This window comes from Pseudomonas sp. SDO5522_S412, assembly GCF_054071215.1.
The window spans coordinates 1-19926 of sequence record NZ_JBSVWQ010000108.1 but is presented as its reverse complement, the minus strand read 5'-3'; the positions used below and the strand labels follow the sequence as shown (position 1 = coordinate 19926).

The 19926-nt window shown below is 60.1% G+C and carries 19 protein-coding genes; 17 read left to right on the top strand and 2 right to left on the bottom strand.

Annotated elements, in window-relative coordinates:
• Positions 1-115: 115 nt before the first annotated feature.
• The gene (locus ACW9I6_RS20325; protein ID WP_457339735.1) at positions 116-1780 is read right to left on the bottom strand and encodes an electron transfer flavoprotein-ubiquinone oxidoreductase; all 1665 of its coding nucleotides are present in this window, start codon (positions 1778-1780) and stop codon (positions 116-118) included.
• 554 nt (positions 1781-2334) lie between these two features.
• On the opposite strand from ACW9I6_RS20325, the gene ACW9I6_RS20320 reads away from it, so the two are divergent.
• The 14 genes from ACW9I6_RS20320 (at position 2335) to ACW9I6_RS20255 (ending at position 14006) form a co-directional block, all read left to right on the top strand.
• Positions 2335-3084, top strand: a complete 750-nt coding sequence (locus tag ACW9I6_RS20320) for an electron transfer flavoprotein subunit beta/FixA family protein (protein ID WP_004371224.1) — start codon at positions 2335-2337, stop codon at positions 3082-3084.
• 2 nt (positions 3085-3086) lie between these two features.
• Positions 3087-4016, top strand: a complete 930-nt coding sequence (locus ACW9I6_RS20315) for an electron transfer flavoprotein subunit alpha/FixB family protein (RefSeq protein WP_004371223.1) — start codon at positions 3087-3089, stop codon at positions 4014-4016.
• A gap of 83 nt (positions 4017-4099) precedes the next feature.
• A complete protein-coding gene (locus tag ACW9I6_RS20310) occupies positions 4100-4915 on the top strand; it encodes a substrate-binding periplasmic protein (RefSeq protein ID WP_102369693.1) in 816 nt (271 codons plus the stop codon).
• 9 nt (positions 4916-4924) lie between these two features.
• Positions 4925-5287, top strand: a complete 363-nt coding sequence (locus tag ACW9I6_RS20305) for a DUF4398 domain-containing protein (RefSeq protein WP_177008402.1) — start codon at positions 4925-4927, stop codon at positions 5285-5287.
• Positions 5284-6096: an OmpA family protein gene (locus tag ACW9I6_RS20300; RefSeq protein ID WP_004371220.1), complete on the top strand. Its 813-nt coding sequence runs from the start codon at positions 5284-5286 to the stop codon at positions 6094-6096. Before ACW9I6_RS20305 ends, ACW9I6_RS20300 begins: the two co-directional genes overlap by 4 nt.
• Positions 6097-6409: 313 nt before the next feature.
• The gene (locus tag ACW9I6_RS20295) at positions 6410-7849 is read left to right on the top strand and encodes an aminotransferase-like domain-containing protein (protein ID WP_008434911.1); all 1440 of its coding nucleotides are present in this window, start codon (positions 6410-6412) and stop codon (positions 7847-7849) included.
• A gap of 104 nt (positions 7850-7953) precedes the next feature.
• On the top strand, positions 7954-8454 hold the full coding sequence (locus tag ACW9I6_RS20290; protein WP_457339734.1) for a translation initiation factor 2: 501 nt from the start codon (positions 7954-7956) through the stop codon (positions 8452-8454).
• Between the two features lie 163 nt (positions 8455-8617).
• Entirely contained in the window at positions 8618-8872 is a 255-nt protein-coding gene (locus tag ACW9I6_RS20285; protein ID WP_004371217.1) for a YkgJ family cysteine cluster protein, read from the top strand.
• A 44-nt stretch (positions 8873-8916) separates the two neighbouring features.
• Positions 8917-9522 (top strand): START domain-containing protein, encoded by a 606-nt coding sequence (locus ACW9I6_RS20280; RefSeq protein ID WP_004371215.1) that lies wholly within the window; start codon positions 8917-8919, stop codon positions 9520-9522.
• Between the two features lie 79 nt (positions 9523-9601).
• Entirely contained in the window at positions 9602-9862 is a 261-nt protein-coding gene (locus ACW9I6_RS20275; protein ID WP_004371213.1) for a hypothetical protein, read from the top strand.
• Between the two features lie 213 nt (positions 9863-10075).
• The gene (locus tag ACW9I6_RS20270) at positions 10076-10417 is read left to right on the top strand and encodes a ribonuclease E inhibitor RraB (protein WP_003193463.1); all 342 of its coding nucleotides are present in this window, start codon (positions 10076-10078) and stop codon (positions 10415-10417) included.
• 425 nt (positions 10418-10842) lie between these two features.
• Positions 10843-12252 (top strand): circularly permuted type 2 ATP-grasp protein, encoded by a 1410-nt coding sequence (locus ACW9I6_RS20265; protein WP_087692761.1) that lies wholly within the window; start codon positions 10843-10845, stop codon positions 12250-12252.
• 3 nt (positions 12253-12255) lie between these two features.
• Positions 12256-13206 carry an alpha-E domain-containing protein gene (locus ACW9I6_RS20260; protein ID WP_004371204.1) on the top strand — a complete coding sequence of 317 codons (951 nt, stop codon included), beginning with the start codon at positions 12256-12258 and terminating at the stop codon, positions 13204-13206.
• Complete coding sequence (locus tag ACW9I6_RS20255; protein ID WP_004371203.1) at positions 13203-14006, top strand: transglutaminase family protein; 804 nt, start codon at positions 13203-13205, stop codon at positions 14004-14006. The genes ACW9I6_RS20260 and ACW9I6_RS20255 overlap by 4 nt, the downstream gene beginning before the upstream one ends.
• A gap of 104 nt (positions 14007-14110) precedes the next feature.
• Here the strand turns inward: ACW9I6_RS20255 and ACW9I6_RS20250 are convergent, their stop codons facing one another.
• Positions 14111-14914, bottom strand: a complete 804-nt coding sequence (locus ACW9I6_RS20250) for a c-type cytochrome (RefSeq protein ID WP_457339733.1) — start codon at positions 14912-14914, stop codon at positions 14111-14113.
• A gap of 681 nt (positions 14915-15595) precedes the next feature.
• Between ACW9I6_RS20250 and ACW9I6_RS20245 the strand changes: the two genes are divergently transcribed.
• From ACW9I6_RS20245 to ACW9I6_RS20235, 3 genes are all read left to right on the top strand, one after another.
• Entirely contained in the window at positions 15596-16801 is a 1206-nt protein-coding gene (locus ACW9I6_RS20245) for an acetyl-CoA C-acetyltransferase (protein ID WP_008434901.1), read from the top strand.
• Positions 16802-16817: 16 nt separating this feature from the next.
• Positions 16818-18965 (top strand): 3-hydroxyacyl-CoA dehydrogenase NAD-binding domain-containing protein, encoded by a 2148-nt coding sequence (locus ACW9I6_RS20240; RefSeq protein ID WP_457339732.1) that lies wholly within the window; start codon positions 16818-16820, stop codon positions 18963-18965.
• Between the two features lie 99 nt (positions 18966-19064).
• Complete coding sequence (locus tag ACW9I6_RS20235) at positions 19065-19793, top strand: amidotransferase (protein WP_457339731.1); 729 nt, start codon at positions 19065-19067, stop codon at positions 19791-19793.
• Positions 19794-19926 lie beyond the last annotated feature (133 nt).

Here is a 19926-nt window from a genome sequence, read left to right as displayed (position 1 = left end):
GACTGATACACCGCTTTCGCGAGCAAGCCCGCTCCCACATTTGACCGAGTCGATGGGTCTTTTTCCGGGCTACAAAAAAGGCCCCCATTTGGGAGCCTTCTGTTCAAGCAGCGGATTACATATTCGGGTAAGTCGGCCCACCCGCACCTTCCGGCGTCACCCACGTAATGTTCTGCGAAGGGTCCTTGATGTCACAGGTCTTGCAGTGCACGCAGTTCTGGGCGTTGATCTGGAAGCGCTTCTCGCCGTCTTCCTTGGTGATCACTTCATACACGCCGGCCGGGCAGTAGCGCTGCGCCGGTTCATCGTAGAGCGGCAGGTTGGTGCCGATCGGGATGCTCGGGTCTTTCAGCTTCAGGTGGCACGGTTGTTCTTCTTCGTGGTTGGTACCGGAGATGAACACCGAACTCAGCTTGTCGAAGCTCAGCTTGCCGTCGGGTTTCGGGTAGTCGATCTTCTTGCTGTCCTTGGCCAGCTTGAGGCAGGCGTAGTCCGGCTTGGTATCGTGCAGGGTAAACGGCATTTTGCCGCCGAGGATGTTCTGGTCGAACCAGTTGAAGCCGGCACCAATGATCGGGCCGAACTTGTGCATCGCCGGGCCGAAGTTACGGCTGGCGAACAGTTCTTCGTAGAGCCAGCTGTTCTTGAAGCTGTCGACGTAAGCGGTCAGTTCGTCACCGCCTTCGGATTCGGCGAACAGGCGGTCAGCCACGGCGTCAGCGGCGAGCATGCCGGACTTCATAGCGGTGTGGCTGCCCTTGATCTTGGCGAAGTTCAGGGTGCCCAGGTCGCAGCCGATCAGCGCGCCGCCCTTGAACACCATTTTCGGCAGCGAGTTCAGGCCGCCTTTGCAGATGGCACGGGCGCCGTAGCTGATGCGTTTGCCGCCTTCCAGGTACTGGGCCAGCACGGGGTGATGCTTGAGGCGCTGGAACTCGTCGAATGGCGACAGGAAGGTGTTGCTGTAGGACAGGTCGACGATCAGGCCGACGACCACCTGGTTGTTTTCCAGGTGATAGAGGAACGAACCGCCGGTGTTCTCGGCGCTCATGATGTCCAGCGGCCAACCGGCGGTGTGCACCACCAGGCCTGGCTGGTGTTTGGCCGGGTCGATTTCCCAGATTTCCTTCAGGCCGATGCCGTAATGCTGGGCGTCGGCGTCGCTGTTCAGGTTGAAGCGCTGGATCAGTTGCTTGCCGATGTGGCCACGGCAACCTTCGGCGAACAGCGTGTACTTGCCACGCAGTTCCATGCCCGGGGTGTAGACGCCTTCTTTCGGGTTGCCTTCACGGTCGACGCCCAGGTCACCGGTGATGATCCCGCGCACCACGCCGTTTTCGTCGAACAGCGCTTCCTGGGCGGCGAAGCCTGGGTAGACTTCCACACCCAGGTTTTCGGCCTGCTGGGCGAGCCAGCGACACAGGTTGCCCAGGGAAATAATGTAGTTGCCTTCGTTGTGCATGGTCTTGGGCACAAAGAAGTCAGGCACTTTGGTGGAAGCTTCGCTGGAGCGCAGTACATAGATGTCATCACGCACAACAGGGGTGTTGAGCGGTGCACCGAGTTCTTTCCAGTCCGGGAACAGTTCGTTCAGGGCACGGGGTTCAAACACGGCACCGGACAGGATATGAGCGCCGACTTCGGAGCCTTTTTCGACCACGCAGACGCTGATTTCCTTACCGGCTTCGGCGGCCTTCTGCTTCAATCGGCAGGCGGCAGACAGGCCTGCCGGGCCAGCGCCGACGATGACCACGTCGAATTCCATGTATTCGCGTTCCACAGGCTATCTCCTACTCAAGGCTCAACGGCTTTTTTTTCTAATGGGTGGAGGTTCGGTAATCCGTCCCACAATGCCTGCATCAATCTCATGCAAGGGGCAGGGGACGACCCACCTTTCTCTCTAGGTGGCGCATTATATCTACACCACTCTCAGCGTCCAATACAAACGTTTGTTTGAATTGCCCGCAAGCTAGGTAAATCAAAGCAACGCGGCTTATAACTGACCATTTTGGCGTATTGACCGGAATAGGCGTTCCGGTCAATATACGGTCGGTTTTGCGCATCCCGTAGGCAGACTGTGGGTTTCAAGGCCACCTCGAAAGACAGGCTGAAGGCAAATAAGGGTGACGCGCGAGCCACGATGGCGCGCAGTTTACACGCCACGATAATGAATGACCTCTCAGTCACCGCTGACGAACGGTCATCACTCCCGTGAGCAAGGTCCCCCGCCGACGATTGCCGGTGTTTTTGGAGGTGCCCTTGTGTGCCGATGAGCATCAAACCGCCAGGTTCGCCTAGGCGACTTTCTTTTCACCGGAGAGTAACGAGGAATCCATGAAGGTTCTTGTAGCTGTCAAACGCGTTGTCGATTACAACGTGAAAGTTCGCGTCAAGGCGGACAATTCCGGCGTCGACCTCGCTAACGTCAAGATGTCGATGAACCCTTTCTGCGAAATCGCCGTGGAAGAAGCCGTACGCCTGAAAGAGAAAGGCGTTGCGACTGAAATCGTCGTCGTTTCCATCGGTCCGACCACTGCTCAAGAGCAGCTGCGTACCGCCCTGGCGCTGGGTGCCGATCGCGCCATCCTCGTCGAATCCGCTGAAGAGCTGACTTCCCTGGCCGTTGCCAAGTTGTTGAAAGCTGTTGTCGACAAGGAACAGCCATCGCTGGTGATCCTCGGCAAACAAGCCATCGACAGCGACAACAACCAGACTGGCCAGATGCTGGCTGCACTGACCGGTTACGGTCAGGGCACCTTCGCCTCGAAAGTCGAAGTGAGCGGCGACAAGGTTGCCGTGACCCGCGAAATCGACGGCGGCGCGCAAACGGTTTCCCTGAAACTGCCAGCCATCGTCACCACCGACCTGCGTTTGAACGAGCCGCGCTACGCGTCCCTGCCAAACATCATGAAAGCCAAGAAGAAGCCTCTCGAAGTGCTGACTCCGGATGCTTTGGGCGTTTCCACCGCCTCCACCAACAAGACCGTAAAAGTCGAAGCGCCGGCTGCACGCAGCGCGGGCATCAAGGTCAAGTCGGTGGCTGAACTGGTCGAGAAACTGAAAAACGAAGCGAAGGTAATCTAACCATGACTATCTTGGTAATCGCAGAACACGACAACAAGGTCGTGGCTCCGGCCACCCTGAACACTGTTGCCGCCGCCGCCAAAATCGGTGGTGATATCCACGTGCTGGTCGCCGGCCAAAACGTTGGCGCCGTGGCTGAAGCCGCTGCCAAAATCGCTGGCGTGAGCAAAGTACTGGTTGCCGATAACGCAGCCTACGCTCACCAATTGCCGGAAAACGTTGCGCCGCTGGTTGCAGAGCTGGGCGCTGGCTACAGCCACATCCTGGCTGCCGCCACCTCCAATGGCAAAAACATCCTGCCGCGCGTTGCTGCGCAACTGGACGTTGACCAGATCTCCGAGATCGTTTCGGTAGAAAGCGCCGACACCTTCAAGCGTCCGATCTATGCCGGTAACGCCATCGCTACCGTGCAGTCCACTGCGTCGGTAAAAGTCATCACCGTGCGTGCCACCGGTTTCGACCCGGTTGCAGCTGAAGGTGGTTCGGCTGCGGTTGAAGCTGTGGCTGCTGCCCACGACGCTGGCACTTCCAGCTTCGTTGGCGAAGAGCTGGCCAAGTCCGATCGTCCGGAGCTGACCGCTGCCAAGATCGTCGTTTCCGGCGGCCGCGGCATGCAGAACGGCGACAACTTCAAGCACCTGTACGCCCTGGCCGACAAGCTGGGCGCTGCGGTCGGCGCTTCCCGCGCTGCCGTCGACGCCGGTTTTGTACCGAACGACATGCAGGTCGGCCAGACCGGCAAGATCGTTGCGCCACAGCTGTACATCGCCGTCGGTATCTCCGGCGCGATCCAGCACTTGGCCGGTATGAAAGACTCCAAGGTGATCGTTGCGATCAACAAGGACGAAGAAGCACCGATCTTCCAGGTGGCTGATTACGGCCTGGTGGCGGACTTGTTCGAAGCCGTACCCGAGTTGGAGAAGCTGGTCTAATCCAGCCGCTTCACTTATAAAGAGCCCGGTCTTTTGACCGGGCTTTTTTTTGCCCGGTAATTTTTCAACTGGAGAACCCTGCCATGGAATTGCGTCCCTGGACTGTACTGCTGGCCCTGTCACTGCTGCCGACGGTGTCGCTGGCGGCGGGCAAATGTGATCGCCTGGTGATCACCGGCAGCCCGGACGCCCCGCCTTATCTGTGGCGTGATCCCCAGGACCCCACGCACTTGATCGGCGCCACCGCCGACATGCTGCAGCAAGTGGCCAAGGACCTCGGGGTGAAAATCGACCTGCTGTACGGCGGCAAACGTTCCCTGGCGCTGGAAGAAGTGCGCAGCGGGCGCATGGACATCCTCGCCGACGCGCCATTGACCCTCGACGCCCTGGACTCCCTCGACTACATCCACCCGGCATTGGTGCAAACCGATTACCTGGTCTGGACCCGCAAGGATTCCTCCCTGGCCTACAGCCAGGCCAGCGACCTGCAGGGCCACAAGGGCGCGGTGTCGGAAAGGGCGCGCCTGAGCCGCGACTTTGAAACCTTCGCCGGTGAGCAACTGACCCTGCAGCGCCTGCCCAGCCTGACCCCGGCGTTCCAGAAACTGCTATTGGGAGAAGTGGACTACGTGCTCGCCGGACGTTATTCCGGCATGGCCATGGCCCAGACGTTGGGCATGAGCAACGACCTGGTGGCGCGGGAAATCCCCATCGACCAGCCGGGCCTGTACCTGGCTATTTCCCACAACTCCGCCTGCAACGATCCGTGGTTGCGCGGACAGCTCGCCAAAAAGATGACAGAATTGCCCGCGTCCGGTCTGGCGGAAACCGCGCTGCAGAGCAATCTTGAGCGCTGGAAAGCGCAGTTGCAGCAACCCGTCGGCACCCCAACAAAGTAGGGATTTTCAGTGACTATTCGACCTCTTTTCGCGGCCCTCGCCGTTGTAGCTCTGGCGGGATGTGCAGCCGATCCTGCGCCGAATGAACAAATGCGCCTGACCCAGCAAGCCCTGGAACAAGCCAACGCCGTGGGCGCCGTTGCCAGCGATTCGCCCGAGCTGAAGCTGGCGGAAGACAAGTTCACCCAGGCCCGTGCCGACATGGCCGATGAATCCTACAAGGACGCCCGCATGCAGGCTGAAGAAGCCGAGCTGGACGCCCGCCTGGCGGAAGCGCGGGTGCTGACCCGCAAAAGCCAGGAGCAACTGAACGTGCTCAACACCCGTATCACCCGCCTGCGCAAGCAGTTGCAGTTGGGAGACGCCCAATGAGCCCGTTGATGCGTGGGTTGAGCTGTGTGGTGTTGCTGGGCAGTGCGCTGGGTGGTTGTGCGACCCATCCCGACAGTAACCTCGCCTTGCAACAGGCCAGCACTGACTTCCAGAAGGTCAAGGAAGATTCGAATGTGCTGCGTATCGCACCCAAGGACGTGATTCGCGCCGGTGAGTCCCTGGCCCGTGCCGACCGTTTCTCCAGCTTCTGGGGCAGCGGCGCCGATGTGGCGCATTACGCCTACCTGAGCCAGCGCTACAGCGCGATTGCCCGGGAACACACCGAGCAGGCACTCAATCAGGAGCGTGGGGTCAAGCTGGAGCTGGAACGCCAGCGCCTGCAACTGGCCCTGCGTGAAGCCAAGCTCTCCAGCGTTCAGCAACAGGGCAAATGGATTGAGGCGCAGATATCCAGCCTGACCACCGTCCAGCCTGATCGCGGGCTGGTGATGACCCTGGGTGACGTGCTGTTCGATACGGGTGATGCAGAGCTGCAAAACTCGGCCAACCGCACCGTGCTCAAAGTGGTGCAGTTCCTGCAGCTGAACCCCAAGCGCGTGGTGCGCATCGAGGGTTACACCGACAATACCGGCGGCGAACAGGAAAATATCAAACTGTCCCGGGACCGCGCTCAAGCGGTTGCGGATGTACTGAGCGACCTCGGGATCGACGAAAAACGCATTCAGGTCGAAGGCTACGGCGATCAGTATCCGGTCGAAGCCAACGCGTCTGAGCGGGGCAGGGCGCAGAACCGTCGGGTAGAAATTGTGTTCTCCGACGAAAAAGGCCAGCTGGGCGCTGCTCGCTGAACCTGTTGTTCAAGATGGAGGGGTGATTCCTGTAGGAGCTGTCGAGCCCCAGCGAGGCTGCGACAGGATCGCCTCGGTGCACCTGCGAGACCGCAGCGCCTGCATCGCAGCCTCGCTGAAGCTCGACAGCTCCCACATAAGCCCGATCAATGATCGGGTTTTTTATGCCCGCGATTCAGTTCGCAACCCTTACAGTTTTTTCTATCACTGCCGCCCGCGCTCGACTATTGTGGCAACTGTCCCCGTACACTTCTAAACTGTGCCGGTATGTTTCACACAAAAATAAAATACCCGTGAAATCGAGTGCTGCGTCATGACCAATCTGTTGCTCTACCAACGTATCGCCCAGCAGCTGGCTGAGGATATCCGCCGCGGTGTCTATCAACCGGGCGAGCGCGTGCCTTCGGTACGCAAAATGAGCTCCCAGCTCAACGTCAGCCACGCCACCGTGTTGCAGGCCTACGCGAACCTGGAAGACCAGGGTTTGATTCGCGCGCGGCCGCAGTCCGGGTATTACGTGCACCAGACGCCGGCGCTCACTGCGCCCACGCCGGACATCGCCCGGGTCGAGCGTCCAGGGTTGGTCACCCGCAGCAGCATCATTCAACAGGTGTTGGTGGAATCCCGTCGCGAAGGCGTGTTCCCGCTCGGCGCCGCCGTGCCGAGTGTCGACTACCTGCCTGTGCGCGCGCTGCATCAGCAACTGGCCAAGGTCACGCGTTTCCAAAGCCCGCGGGCGTTCAGCTACATGTTCAGCCCGGGTTTCGAGCCGCTGCGGCGACAGGTGGCGATCCGTATGCGCGATGCCGGGGTGGTGGTCGACCCCTCCGAAGTGGTGATCACCCATGGGTGTGTCGATGCATTGCAGATGTCGCTGCGGGTGCTGACCCGTCCCGGCGACCTGATCGCCGCCGAATCACCGACCTATTACGGCTTGCTGCAACTGGCCGATCTGCTGGGCCTGAAGGTCATCGAAATCCCCAGCGATCCGGCCACCGGCATGAGCCTGGAAGCCCTGCAACTGGCAGCCAACCAATGGTCGATCAAGGCCCTGGTGCTGACCACGCGCCTGAGCAATCCCCTGGGCGGCACCATGCCCGAAGAGCGGCAGAAACAGTTGCTGCGCCTGGCCTCGGATTTCGATATCCAGGTGGTCGAGGACGATATCTATGGCGAACTGATGTTCGAACTGGGCCGCACCAAGGCCCTGAAAGCCTACGACCGTCTGGACCGGGTCATCTATTGCTCGAGTTTCTCGAAGACCCTGTCACCGGGCATTCGCATTGGCTGGATGATTGCCGGCAAGTACCAGCAGGAAATCCAGCGCCTGCAAATGTTCAGCACCCATTCGGCCTGCAGCGTGACCCAGATGGGCACGGCGGCGTACCTGGAGAATGGCGGTTACGACCGCCACCTGCGCTATATCCGCCAGGAGTACCGCAAGAACCTCAGCGCGTTCCAGTTGGCCGTGCAGCAGTATTTTCCCGAAGGCACCCAGATGACCCGCCCGACCGGCGGTTTTATCCTGTGGGTCAGTTTGCCTGGACGGGTCAATACCCAGGAACTGCACGTGCGCGCCTTGCAGCAGGGCATCAGCATTGCACCGGGGCTGATCTTCAGTAATACGGAACAGTTCAACCACTGTATTCGCCTGAACTGCGGCACGCCGTGGAACCGCGAGGCGGAGCGCGCCTTGATGACCCTCGGGATGCTGGCAAGCCAGTTATGCCAGGAGACTGCGGCGGGTTTTTGAGGCATGGAAAGGGGACACGACGGGTAGCTGGCTAATTACCATGCTTGTCATACCGTCCTCAACAAGCGAGCATATGGCCTTCTGCCGTTAATGCTGCTGGCGATATGACTTATACCTTTCCTGCTGCCCTGCTGATCTGCGTGTTAAGCCTGTGTAACGCTGGCGCTGTCCTGGCGGCTCCCGCCAGTGAAGCGGTGCCTGCTGCCAGCTCCCAGCAAACGGTGCCGGCGAAAAAAGCCGCTGCGGCCAAGAAGGCACCGGTCGCGAAGAAAGCCCCCGCAAAGAAAGCAGCGCCGGTTAAAAAACGTGCGCCTATCGCCAGCAAGTCAAAGTCGGCCCACGAAGTCGCCAAGACGCCGCTGCCGCCTGCAGAGCTGGATTTGAGCCTGCCGTCGAACATGGTCCGCCACCTGCAACCCCTCGGCACCATGCCGCAGCCGAAGAACGTGCCGCTGCTGCCGCCGATGTTTGCCGAAAAGCCCACTGACAACAGTGCCTTCCAGATCAACGGGCGCCTGCTCAGCAATGAAATGCAGCTGCAACTGCGCAACGAAGAACGCCGCGAAGTAGAAGGCGCAGCGCTGGATTTCCAGTTCAAGCAATAAACCCGACGAGTAAACGTGACGCGCACCCCTGACCTTCTGTCGCAGACTGGTCAGTCACTTTTGTTTTCGGTGAAAAACCCCTGTTAAGCCAATTTAAAACGTCTGTTTAAGGGCGTAGTCTTACGTGGCCATCAACACTTGAGTTGTCGAGGATCTGTTCGTCATGAAATGCCGTGAAGGCTGTGGCGCTTGCTGCATTGCCCCATCCATCAGTTCTCCGTTGCCGGGAATGCCTGCCGGCAAACCGGCGGGCGAACGCTGCCTGCATCTTTCGGTCGAACAACTGTGCCAGTTGTTTGGCCAGCCTGAGCGGCCGGCAGTGTGTAGTTCGTTCCAGGCGGATATCGAGGTCTGCGGCAGTAGCCAGGCAGAAGCGATCAGGTTGATCGGCTGGTGGGAACAGATGACGGCGGCTTAGTGGGCTGTTCAAAGTACTGAACTTCAACAATAAGGAATAAGACCATGGGTTCACTGAAACGAATTGCTGTGTTGTGCGGTTTTACCGCGTTGTTCGCTGCCGCAGCGCATGCTGAAGACTGGCAGACGGCCAAGGATGAAGACGGCATCAAAGTGTCCTTGAGTGAAATTGCCGGTTCCAAGTACAAGGCTTATCGCGGTGTGACGACCATCAAGGCGCCGCTGGCCAAGATCCAGGCGCTGCAGGAAGACGTGGCGGGGGCCTGCTCCTGGATCCACGAATGCAAGTCGCAGAAACTGCTCAAGCAGGAAGGCGACAAGAGCTGGACCTACACCCAGTTCAAGGCACCGTTCCCGGTGACCGATCGTGACTCGATCCTGGAAATCACCACCACCAAGGCTGCCGATGGCACCGTCACCCGCAAGCTGTTGGAAGTGCCGACCTACCAGCCAGAAGTCAAAGGCTATGTGCGCGTAGCCCAGGTCGATGGTTACTGGAAGCTGGTGCCTAAAGGCGACAACCTGACCGAAGTGACCTACCAGGTGCACACCGAGCCAGGTGGCAGCGTGCCGTCTTGGTTGGCCAACAAGTTCGTGGTGGACGCACCGTTCAACACCTTGAAAGCCCTGAAAGAACACGCTGAAAAATAACTGCAGTTGATCAGGTGCCTCCTGCCTTGAGTGGAACGATTTCCAGGCCCTCAAGGTCCAGATAGATGTAAGCCCACCCATGGGTTTTATCGAGGAGGCTCTGATGCCAAAGTGGAACGTTTCCTTCACCAATGATCATGGTGAGTCGGTGGTCGAGCAATTCGAGTGCGAGCAAAAACCCACGCTTGAAGAAGCTGCGCGCCTGGTTCGCGCCCGCGTATCACCGGTGCTGGAGGAACTGGATCTCAACGATCTGGAGGGGCGTATTGCCGAACCTACGGTCAAGATTCTGAAAGATCAAAACAGCATCAAAGACCTCAAGGTCGACCCCGCCGCCTGAACATTCCCTGTACGCCTTTAAACAGACTCTGGTGGAGGTGATAGCTTCGCGCTACTCTGCAATGGAGATCAGCGAATGAATCGCTAAGGTCTGGTCTTGTCAGCTACATGCTTGTCTCCCAGCGGCGACGTCACTGCCGTAACACCCGCGCCCTTGCAGCGCGGGCCTTGGGAAGCACGGAAAGTCTATCCATCGGTTTGAGGAGGACGTTTCATGAGCACAGCCTATCAAGAAGACATCAGCACCAACGTGTTGCGCCGCATGAAAGAGGGCGGCTTTGACTTCTCGCGTTTCCACCCCATCGAGTTCTACGCCATTTTCCCGGATGAGGAACGTGCGCGGCGGGCTGCGGGTCGGTTTCGTGGGGAATCCCTGAATGCCCAGGTCAGCGCGCGGGATGACGGCGCCTGGTACCTGGAATTGAGCAAAATCATGTTCGCCACCTACGACGGCATAGGAGACTTCGAGCAGGACTTTGAGGCGGTGGTCGAGCCCTTGGGCGGAATCATCGAGGGATGGGGCGTGAAACAGGAGGTGCGTGGGTTACCCATGTAGCGACATGAGCAACAACACAGCGTATCGGCTGACCTTTGGGTCGGCCGTTTTTGTTTCTGGCGCGGGAAAAATCCTGCGCAAAAAAAAGCCACCCGAGCAGGGTGGCCAAAGGGAAGATCGCAAAGGAGGAGAGCGATTCGGTACAAGCGGTAATGCGCAATGGATGGAGCTGTAGGACGCGTCCTGTTCAGCTGATGGAGGTGATTATCCGCGGGGTTTGCCGGGCAGTGAAATCAACTCTGACTATGCTGGTGATAGTCATGGCCTGCATTGCAATGAGGCGCCGCCCATGACAGCGGGCATTTGCTGCACCGGGACGGTGCGATGAGACCTGCGTCTATATCCAACTGATTGATACTTAAGTGTTTATGCCGCTGGCACGGGCCTTGCGATGGTTCTGGCGTCCGGGTGACAAGGAGTACGGCATGATCCGCACTTATTATGATGAGATGTACGACGGGGCAGGGCAGGTGCGCCCCCATTACCGCGAATTTGCCCGCTGGTTGGCCGACACGCCGGCCGAACTGCTGGCCCAGCGCCGGCGCGAAGCCGATTTGCTGTTTCACCGGGCCGGTATCACCTTCACCTTGTATGGCGATGAGCAAGGTACCGAGCGCCTGATCCCCTTCGACACGATCCCCCGCAGCATCCCGGCCAGTGAATGGCGGATCGTCGAGCGCGGCTGCATCCAGCGGGTCAAGGCGCTGAACATGTTTCTCGCCGACCTCTACCACGAACAACGCATTATCAAGGCTGGGATCATCCCCGCCGAGCAAGTCCTGGCCAACGAGCAGTACCAGTTGGCGATGCAGGGCCTGGACCTGCATCGGGATATCTATTCCCACATCTCAGGTGTCGACCTCGTACGCGATGGCGACGGCACTTACTACGTCCTCGAAGACAATCTGCGTACCCCCAGCGGCGTGAGCTACATGCTCGAAGACCGCAAGATGATGATGCGCCTGTTCCCCGAACTGTTCGCGGCCCAGCGCATTGCGCCCATCGACCACTATCCCAACCTGTTGCTCGACACCCTGAAAAGCTCCAGCCCGCTGGATAATCCCAGTGTGGTGGTGCTGACGCCTGGGCGTTTCAACAGTGCGTTCTTCGAGCATGCATTCCTGGCCCGGGAAATGGGCGTGGAACTGGTGGAAGGCGCCGACCTGTTCGTGCGTGATGACCGCGTGTTCATGCGCACCACCGATGGTCCCAAGGCGGTGGATGTGATCTACCGTCGCCTCGACGACGCGTTCCTCGACCCGCTGGCCTTCAACCCGGACTCCATGCTCGGCGTGCCGGGCCTGCTGGCGGCGTACCGCTCGGGCAACGTGGTGTTGGCCAATGCCATCGGCACCGGGGTGGCGGATGACAAGTCGGTGTACCCCTTCGTCACCGAGATGATCCGTTTTTACCTGGATGAAGAACCGATCCTGAAGAATGTTCCGACGTTCCAGTGCCGTAATCCCAGCGAACTGTCCCACGTGCTCGCCAACCTTCCGGACTTGGTGGTGAAGGAAACCCAGGGCTCCGGTGGCTACGGCATGTTAGTCGGCCCGGCCGCCTCGGCGGCGGAAATCGAAGCCTTCCGCGCACGCATCAAGGCCAAGCCCCACGCCTATATCGCGCAACCGACCCTGTGCCTGTCGACATGCCCGACCTTCGTCGAAAACGGCATCGCGCCACGCCACATCGACCTGCGCCCGTTTGTGCTGCAAGGCAAGGAAACCCGTGTGGTCCCCGGCGGCCTGACTCGTGTGGCGCTGCGGGAAGGCTCGCTGGTGGTCAACTCGTCCCAGGGCGGCGGCACCAAAGACACCTGGGTGGTCGAGGATTGAAATATGTTGAGTAGAACTGCCTCGGATTTGTATTGGATGTCACGCTACCTGGAGCGCGCGGAAAACCTCGCGCGGATGCTCGATGTCAGTTATTCGCTGTCGCTGATGCCCCAGGACGGGCGCGGCGATGGCCTGCATGAACTGGCGATGCCGCTGCTGATCACCGGCACCCTCGACGATTACCGCGAGCGCCACGGTGAACTGCACGCCGAACGCCTGCTGCACTTCTTCGCCCTGGATGCGGCGAACCCGGCCAGCATCTACAGCTGCCTCGGCGCTGCACGCGCCAGTGCCCATGCCGTGCGTGGGCGAATCACCGCCGACATGTGGGAAAACATCAACGCCACCTGGCTGGAAATTCGCGACATCGCCCAGCAAGGCCTGAGCCGCTACGGCATGAGCCGGTTCTGCGAGTGGGTCAAGGAACGTTCCCACCTGTTCCGCGGTGCCACCTACGGCACCATCATGCGTAACGACGCCTTTCGTTTTATTCGCCTGGGCACCTTTATCGAGCGCGCCGACAACACCCTGCGCTTGCTCGACGCCCGCTATGAAATGGCCGGCGACCAGGCCGAAGCGGTCACCGATGGTACCGCCCATGCCTACTATCAATGGAGTGCGTTGTTGCGGGCGTTGTCGTCGTTCGAGGCCTACACCGAAATCTACCGTGATGCCCCGGGCGCCCGACAAGTCGCCGAGCTGTTGCTGCTGCGCGCCGACGTGCCGCGGTCGCTGCGGGCCTGCAGTGAAGAGATCGACCAGATCCTTGGCAGCCTGCCCGGCATCAACGGTCGCCCGGCCCAACGCCTGGCAGCGGAAATGGACGCACGCCTGCGCTATACCGCCATCGACGAAATTCTCGAGGAAGGCCTGCACGCTTGGCTGACCGACTTCATCCCGCTCGTGCGCGAGCTGGGCGATGCTATTTACAGTTCCTACCTGGAGGCGGCATGAGACTTTCCATCAGCCACGAAACCACCTACCACTACGAAGACCAGGTGCGTGCCAGCATCCAGTACCTGCGGCTCACGCCCCACGACAGCGAGCGCCAGCATGTCCTCAGTTGGCAGTTGGACTTGCCCCGGCCGGTACGGGCGCAACTGGACCCGTTCGGCAATATCCTGCACGTGTTGACCCTGGACGAGCCCCATGAAGCCATCATCATTGGCGCCCGTGGCCAGGTGGATATCGACGAATTGCGCGAAGCCGAACATGAAAGCCAGTCGGCCTTCCCGTTCCTGCGCTGCACCCGGTTGACCGAGCCGGACGAGGCCCTGCGCAGCTTTGCCGAAAAGCATTGCCATCAACGCCGCGACCGCAGCGCATTGATCGACCTGATGCACGCGCTGAACCAGTACATGACCTATTCGCCGGGTTCTACCGAAGTCGACACCTGTGCGGCCAAGGCGTTTGCCGGGCGTGCCGGGGTGTGCCAGGACCACACCCACGCCTTCCTCGCCTGTGCCCGCAGCCTGGGGATTCCGGCGCGTTATGTGTCGGGGTATTTGTACAGCGAAGACTGCGAGCACCTCGCCAGCCATGCCTGGGCTGAAGCGTGGCTGGATGACGCCTGGTACAGTTTTGACGTGACCAATCAACTGGCGCGGCCGGAGCGGCATTTGAAGCTGGCGGTGGGTCTGGATTACCTGGACGCCTGCCCGGTACGAGGCATGCGTCGTGGGGGAGGGCATGAGCAGATGCATGCCAAGGTATTTGTAGCACCGACACCGGTGATTTCGGTGCAGCAGCAGTAGGATCCAGGGAGAGAGGGAGCTGTGTGTAGCAGAAAAGCTCTCTGTGCCAGGAAAGCTTTTTGTGGCGAGGGAGCAAGCTCCCTCGCCACAGATTTACCTGAGCCTTAAGGCTGCTCTCTGCCCGCCATATGCTTCAAATACCCCACCAGCAGATCCAGGTCCGCATCCGGCAACACGCTGGTGGCAAACGCCGGCATCTTCGCCTGTGGCCAATGCCGCATGCTTTGCGGATCGCGGATGTAGCGCTTGAGGAAATCCCCGGCAAAATATTCAGTGGGGTTGTAAGGAATATTCAGGTCCGGCCCCACCTGCGCATCGCCGGCCCCGTTCAGGCGATGACATGCCAGGCAGTTCTTCTGGAACAGTGCGAACCCCTGATTCACCGGGTCATTCGCCGCCAGTTTCGGATCCGGCAACAACGCCGGGAAGCGCTCCGCCACCGTCTTCAACTGCTTGATCCCGGAAATCTGAAACGGCCACTGCTCAGGGCTGATATGCCCGGCTTGTGGATCGGTCCACACCATATAAAACGGCCCGGCACTGGGCTTGCCGTCTGCCAGTGGCGGCCACGGATGCGCCGGATCTTCCACCGCCAGCCAGGCCCGCGCGCCGCTTTTTGATAGCAGCGGTGCCGCCGTCAGTTCCGCGGCAAAGCCGTCGAGGGCCACCGCCTGCAGATGATTTTCCGGCGTGATGCCCGGCAACAGTGCTGCCAGCGGCACTGCGCGATACGTCATGTTGCGCTTGTAGGAAACGTCATCAACGATCTGCACCGTCTGCACATCCGGACGCTTGAGCAGTTCGGTGGTTTCCCAGGTTTTGCTGGCGTGATCCAGCTCGACGGTCAATTTCGCGGCGTGCGCCGGCAAGGCCAGCAGCAGGATCAGGAGGACGATGATCTGTTTCAAGGAAGGGCCACATATCGGAAAAGGCGGTGGAACTCACGATACCGTAAAATCACAAAATCTCGGCGCGCAAAACGGCAGCCCCTGACGGGATCGCTATACGCAATATCCCGAAAGGCGCTGCCAAAGGCTGCGATCCTGGCGCTGTGTCTGCGCAGAATGTGGGGTGTGAGAGGTCACCCAATGACCTTGGTGAGGTTGGGCAAGATCAGAATCAGGGTGGTGGCGAACAGAATAAGTCCCGCCTGACGTACTTTCGAATGCTTGAACATGGCTGACTGCCTTTTGTTGTTATTCCTGAGCGTCAAATGCGTGCCGGTCGATTCAACTATGACGGTGCTACATGACTCTTTTCTTACAGTTCCTACAGGTGCTCCAGCAAAACCCGGCAGCAACCTTTAACTTCTCTTACAGATTCAACCTTAGAGCCCTCGTTCTACATGGCTTAGATCCATTTCATCTCATCAACTTAATAAAACTTATTAAAAAGGCATGAGGCCAATTGCCAGCCAGACGCCAGCCCTACGGCTAGACAGCTAAAACGATTAATCAGCAGATTCCCGTAGCCTCCTACCGTTCGTCTGAGCGTGAGCGTCAAGGTCAATGAGCGGTTCGGTCATTGAATCCGGCGCCCCGGCGCCTAAGGTAAGGGCACGATTCGTTGCATAGTGATTCGAGGACGTCATGACCCAAGCTTTGATCTTTGATGCGATACGCACGCCCCGGGGCAAAGGCAAGGCGGATGGCGCCCTGCACAGCGTCAAGCCGGTGAACCTGGTGGCCGGTTTGCTGACGGCACTGCAACAGCGCACCGACCTCGACACCCGGCAAGTGGATGACATCGTCCTGGGCTGTGTCACACCGATTGGCGACCAGGGCGCCGACATCGCCAAGACCGCCGCGTTGGTGGCGGACTGGGATATCAGCGTCGCCGGTGTGCAGATCAACCGGTTTTGCGCCTCGGGCCTGGAAGCCGTGAACCTCGGCGCGATGAAAGTGCGCTCCGGCTTTGAAGACCTCGTGGTGGTGGGCGGCGTCGAGTCCATGTCCCGAGTGCCCATGGGCAGTGACGGCGGCGCCTGGGTGCTCGACCCGCAAACCAATATGCACAGCCACTTCACCCCGCAAGGCATCGGTGCCGACCTGATCGCCACCCTGGAAGGCTTCACCCGCCAGGACGTCGACGCCTTTGCCCTGCACTCACAGCAGAAAGCGGCGCGGGCCAGATCAGACGGTTCCTTCAACAAGTCGCTGATCGCCGTGCAGGACCAAAATGGCATTGTGCTGCTGGATCAGGACGAATTCATCCGTGCCGACTCCACCCTCGAAGGCCTGGGCAAACTCAAGCCCAGCTTCGAAATGATGGGCCAGATGGGCTTCGACGCCACGGCGTTGCGAGTCTATAGCCACGTCGAGCGCATCAACCACGTGCACACACCGGGCAACAGTTCCGGGATCGTCGATGGCGCGGCGCTGATGCTGATCGGTTCTGAAGCCAAAGGTCGCGAACTCGGCCTGCAACCCCGGGCGCGGATCGTCGCCACCGCTGTCACCAGTACCGACCCCACCATCATGTTGACCGGCCCGGCACCGGCAACCCGCAAGGCACTGGCCAAGGCGGGTTTGCGGGTTGAAGACATCGACCTGTTCGAGGTCAACGAAGCGTTTGCGTCGGTGGTGCTCAAGTTCATCAAGGACATGGGCATCGACGCCGCCCGGGTCAACGTCAACGGTGGCTCCATCGCCATGGGCCACCCGCTGGGCGCCACGGGCTGCGCGATTCTCGGCACCTTGCTCGATGAGCTGGAGGTGCGCCAGCAGCGTTATGGCCTGGCCACCCTGTGTGTCGGCGGCGGCATGGGTATCGCCACTATCATCGAACGCCTCTGAGCCTAAGGAATCAGTCATGACCGATGCCATTCGTTACGAAAAGGGCCAGGACCAGATTGTGGTGCTGACCATCGACATGCCCGGCCAGAGCGCCAACACCATGAACGGGGTGTACCGCGAGGCCATGGCGGCCACCGTCGCCCGCCTGGACGCCGAGAAGGATTCGATTGCGGGCGTGATCATCACCTCGGCGAAGAAGACCTTCTTTGCCGGCGGCGACCTTAATGAACTGATCAAGGTCGACAAGCCCCACGCCAAGGATTTCTACGACAGCGTGCTGGTGCTGAAGGCGCAACTGCGCACCCTGGAAACCCTCGGCAAACCGGTAGTGGCCGCGATCAACGGCGCAGCGCTGGGCGGTGGCTGGGAGATTTGCCTGGCGTGCCAGCACCGTGTGGCGCTGGACCACAAGTCGGTACAGATTGGCCTGCCGGAAGTCACCCTCGGGCTTTTGCCGGGTGGCGGCGGTGTGGTGCGCATGGTGCGGATGCTGGGCCTGGAAAAAGCCTTGCCCTACTTGCTGGAAGGCAAAAAGATTACGCCGCAGCAGGCGCTGCAAGCCGGGTTGATTGATGAGCTGGCGGCAGACCGTGACGAGCTGCTGGCCAAGTCCCGGGCGTGGATTCTGGCCAACCCCGAGGCGAAACAGCGTTGGGACATCAAGGGCTACCAGATCCCGGGTGGTACGCCGTCCAACCCGAAAGTCGCGCAAATGCTCGCCATTGCGCCATCGATCCTGCGCGCCAAAACCAACGGCTGCTTCCCGGCCCCGGAGAAAATCCTCTGCGCCGCCGTGGAAGGTGCCCAGGTGGATTTCGACACCGCGCACTTGATCGAGACCCGCTACTTCACCGAGCTGGTCACCGGGCAAGTGGCGAAAAACATGATTGGCACCTTCTGGTTCCAGCTCAATGAAATCAATGCCGGCAGTTTGCGGCCCAAGGGCTTTGCGCCGTATGTGACACGCAAGGTCGGCGTGCTCGGCGCCGGGATGATGGGCGCGGGCATTGCCTACGTCAGCGCCTCGGCGGGCATTGAGGTGGTGCTCAAGGACGTCAGCCAGGCGGCGGCAGAGAAGGGCAAGGCCCACTCGGCCACGTTGCTGGACAAGAAGGTCGGGCGTGGGCAATTGACCGCCGAACAGCGGGAAACCATCCTCGCGCGGATTGTTCCTACCGAATCCGATGCTGATCTTGCCGGCTGCGACCTGATCATCGAAGCCGTCTTCGAGGATCGGGAACTCAAGGCCAAGGTCTCGGCGGCCGCGCAAAACGTGGTGGGCGCCGAAGCGGTGATCGCCTCCAACACCTCCACCTTGCCCATCAGCGGGTTAGCCACCGCCGTTCCAGACCAGGGCAAGTTTATCGGCCTGCACTTCTTCAGCCCGGTGGACAAAATGCCCCTGGTGGAAATCATCAAGGGCGCCCGCACCAGCGACGAAACCCTGGCGCGGGGGTTCGACTTCGTACTGCAAATCAAGAAAACCCCGATTGTGGTCAACGACAGTCGCGGCTTCTTCACCTCGCGGGTGTTCGGCACCTTCACCAACGAAGGCATCGCCATGCTCGGCGAAGGCGTGGCGGCGCCGATGATCGAGACCGAGGCACGCAAGGCCGGGATGCCTGTGGGACCGCTGGCGGTCTCTGACGAAGTTTCTCTCAGCCTGATGAGCCATATCCGCCAGCAAACGGCCAAGGACCTACAGGCCGAGGGCAAGCCGTTGCCGCAGCACCCGGCGTTTGCCGTGATCGACCTGTTGCTCAATGAATACAAGCGCCCGGGCAAGGCGGCGGGTGGCGGTTTCTACGAGTACCCGGCGGGCGGGCAGAAACACCTGTGGCCGGAGCTGAAAAGCCGCTTCGAAAAGCCCGGCCAACAGATCTCGCCGCAAGACGTGCGCGACCGTTTGCTGTTCATCCAGGCCATCGAAACCGTGCGCTGTGTGGAGGAGGGCGTGTTGATGTCGACGGCTGATGCCAACGTCGGCTCGATCTTCGGTATCGGTTTTGCCGCCTGGAGCGGCGGAGCGCTGCAATTCATCAACCAGTACGGCCTGAACGATTTCGTCGCCCGCGCCCGCTACCTGGCCGAGCAATATGGTGAGCGCTTCACGCCGCCGGCGCTGCTGTTGGAGAAAGCTGCACAGGGTGAAGCGTTTCGGTGATCCAAATGTGGGAGCGGCGATGGGGCTTGCCTTGGAAGGGTATTTCAAGGCAGGCTCTGGGGGTGTTCATTATTCCCATCGCCGTGTCAGGTATTTTTTATGTCGTTACGCGTGTGCATCCTGGAAACCGATATCCTGCGTCCTGGGCTGATCGATCAGTACCAAGGGTACGGGCAGATGTTCAAGCGCCTGTTCTCCAAACAGCCGATTGCCGCCGAGTTCGTCATCTATAACGTGGTGCAGGGTGAATACCCGGCGGATGGCGAAGTATTCGACGCTTACCTGGTGACGGGCAGCAAGGCCGACTCCTTTGGCACCGATCCCTGGATCCAGACCCTCAAGACCTACCTGCTGGACCGCCATGCCCGCGGCGACAAACTGATCGGCATCTGCTTCGGCCACCAGTTGCTGGCGCTGCTGTTGGGCGGCAAGACCGAGCGGGCGACCAAGGGCTGGGGCATGGGCATCCATGACTACAAACTGAACGCCAAGGCACCGTGGATGAGCCCGGTGGTGGAAGAACTGACGCTGTTGATCAGCCACCAGGACCAGGTCACCACCTTGCCGGAAAACGCCACCGTGATCGCCTCCAGCGAGTTCTGCCCGTTTGCGGCGTACCACATTGAAGATCAGGTGCTGTGCTTCCAGGGCCACCCGGAATTTATCCACGACTATTCCCGCGAGTTGCTGGAGATTCTTCAGACAACGCTGGGGGAGAAGGTCTACACCAACGGTGTGGCCAGCCTGGAGCGAGACCATCACGGCGTTACCGTGGCGGAATGGATGATGCGGTTTGTGGCGCACAAACCAAAAGCGGACGTGGCCTAACTATTCGGGTTGATTGACGAGCTTTTTGTGGCGAGGGAGCTTGCTCCCATTCGACTGCGCAGCAGTCGCAAACCTTGGGGGCGATTCTCACCCCAACGGGAGCAAACTCCCTCGCCACAAAAGCAAGTTTCCT

What these genes read in the sequence shown, in the direction of transcription:
- ACW9I6_RS20320 (WP_004371224.1), top strand. Translation starts at nt 2,335, where the DNA reads ATGAAGGTTCTTGTAGCTGTCAAACGCGTTGTCGATTACAACGTGAAA.
- ACW9I6_RS20315 (WP_004371223.1), top strand. Translation starts at nt 3,087, where the DNA reads ATGACTATCTTGGTAATCGCAGAACACGACAACAAGGTCGTGGCTCCG.
- ACW9I6_RS20310 (WP_102369693.1), top strand. Translation starts at nt 4,100, where the DNA reads ATGGAATTGCGTCCCTGGACTGTACTGCTGGCCCTGTCACTGCTGCCG.
- ACW9I6_RS20300 (WP_004371220.1), top strand. Translation starts at nt 5,284, where the DNA reads ATGAGCCCGTTGATGCGTGGGTTGAGCTGTGTGGTGTTGCTGGGCAGT.
- ACW9I6_RS20295 (WP_008434911.1), top strand. Translation starts at nt 6,410, where the DNA reads ATGACCAATCTGTTGCTCTACCAACGTATCGCCCAGCAGCTGGCTGAG.
- ACW9I6_RS20290 (WP_457339734.1), top strand. Translation starts at nt 7,954, where the DNA reads ATGACTTATACCTTTCCTGCTGCCCTGCTGATCTGCGTGTTAAGCCTG.
- ACW9I6_RS20285 (WP_004371217.1), top strand. Translation starts at nt 8,618, where the DNA reads ATGAAATGCCGTGAAGGCTGTGGCGCTTGCTGCATTGCCCCATCCATC.
- ACW9I6_RS20280 (WP_004371215.1), top strand. Translation starts at nt 8,917, where the DNA reads ATGGGTTCACTGAAACGAATTGCTGTGTTGTGCGGTTTTACCGCGTTG.
- ACW9I6_RS20275 (WP_004371213.1), top strand. Translation starts at nt 9,602, where the DNA reads ATGGGTTTTATCGAGGAGGCTCTGATGCCAAAGTGGAACGTTTCCTTC.
- ACW9I6_RS20270 (WP_003193463.1), top strand. Translation starts at nt 10,076, where the DNA reads ATGAGCACAGCCTATCAAGAAGACATCAGCACCAACGTGTTGCGCCGC.
- ACW9I6_RS20265 (WP_087692761.1), top strand. Translation starts at nt 10,843, where the DNA reads ATGATCCGCACTTATTATGATGAGATGTACGACGGGGCAGGGCAGGTG.
- ACW9I6_RS20260 (WP_004371204.1), top strand. Translation starts at nt 12,256, where the DNA reads ATGTTGAGTAGAACTGCCTCGGATTTGTATTGGATGTCACGCTACCTG.
- ACW9I6_RS20255 (WP_004371203.1), top strand. Translation starts at nt 13,203, where the DNA reads ATGAGACTTTCCATCAGCCACGAAACCACCTACCACTACGAAGACCAG.
- ACW9I6_RS20245 (WP_008434901.1), top strand. Translation starts at nt 15,596, where the DNA reads ATGACCCAAGCTTTGATCTTTGATGCGATACGCACGCCCCGGGGCAAA.
- ACW9I6_RS20240 (WP_457339732.1), top strand. Translation starts at nt 16,818, where the DNA reads ATGACCGATGCCATTCGTTACGAAAAGGGCCAGGACCAGATTGTGGTG.
- ACW9I6_RS20235 (WP_457339731.1), top strand. Translation starts at nt 19,065, where the DNA reads ATGTCGTTACGCGTGTGCATCCTGGAAACCGATATCCTGCGTCCTGGG.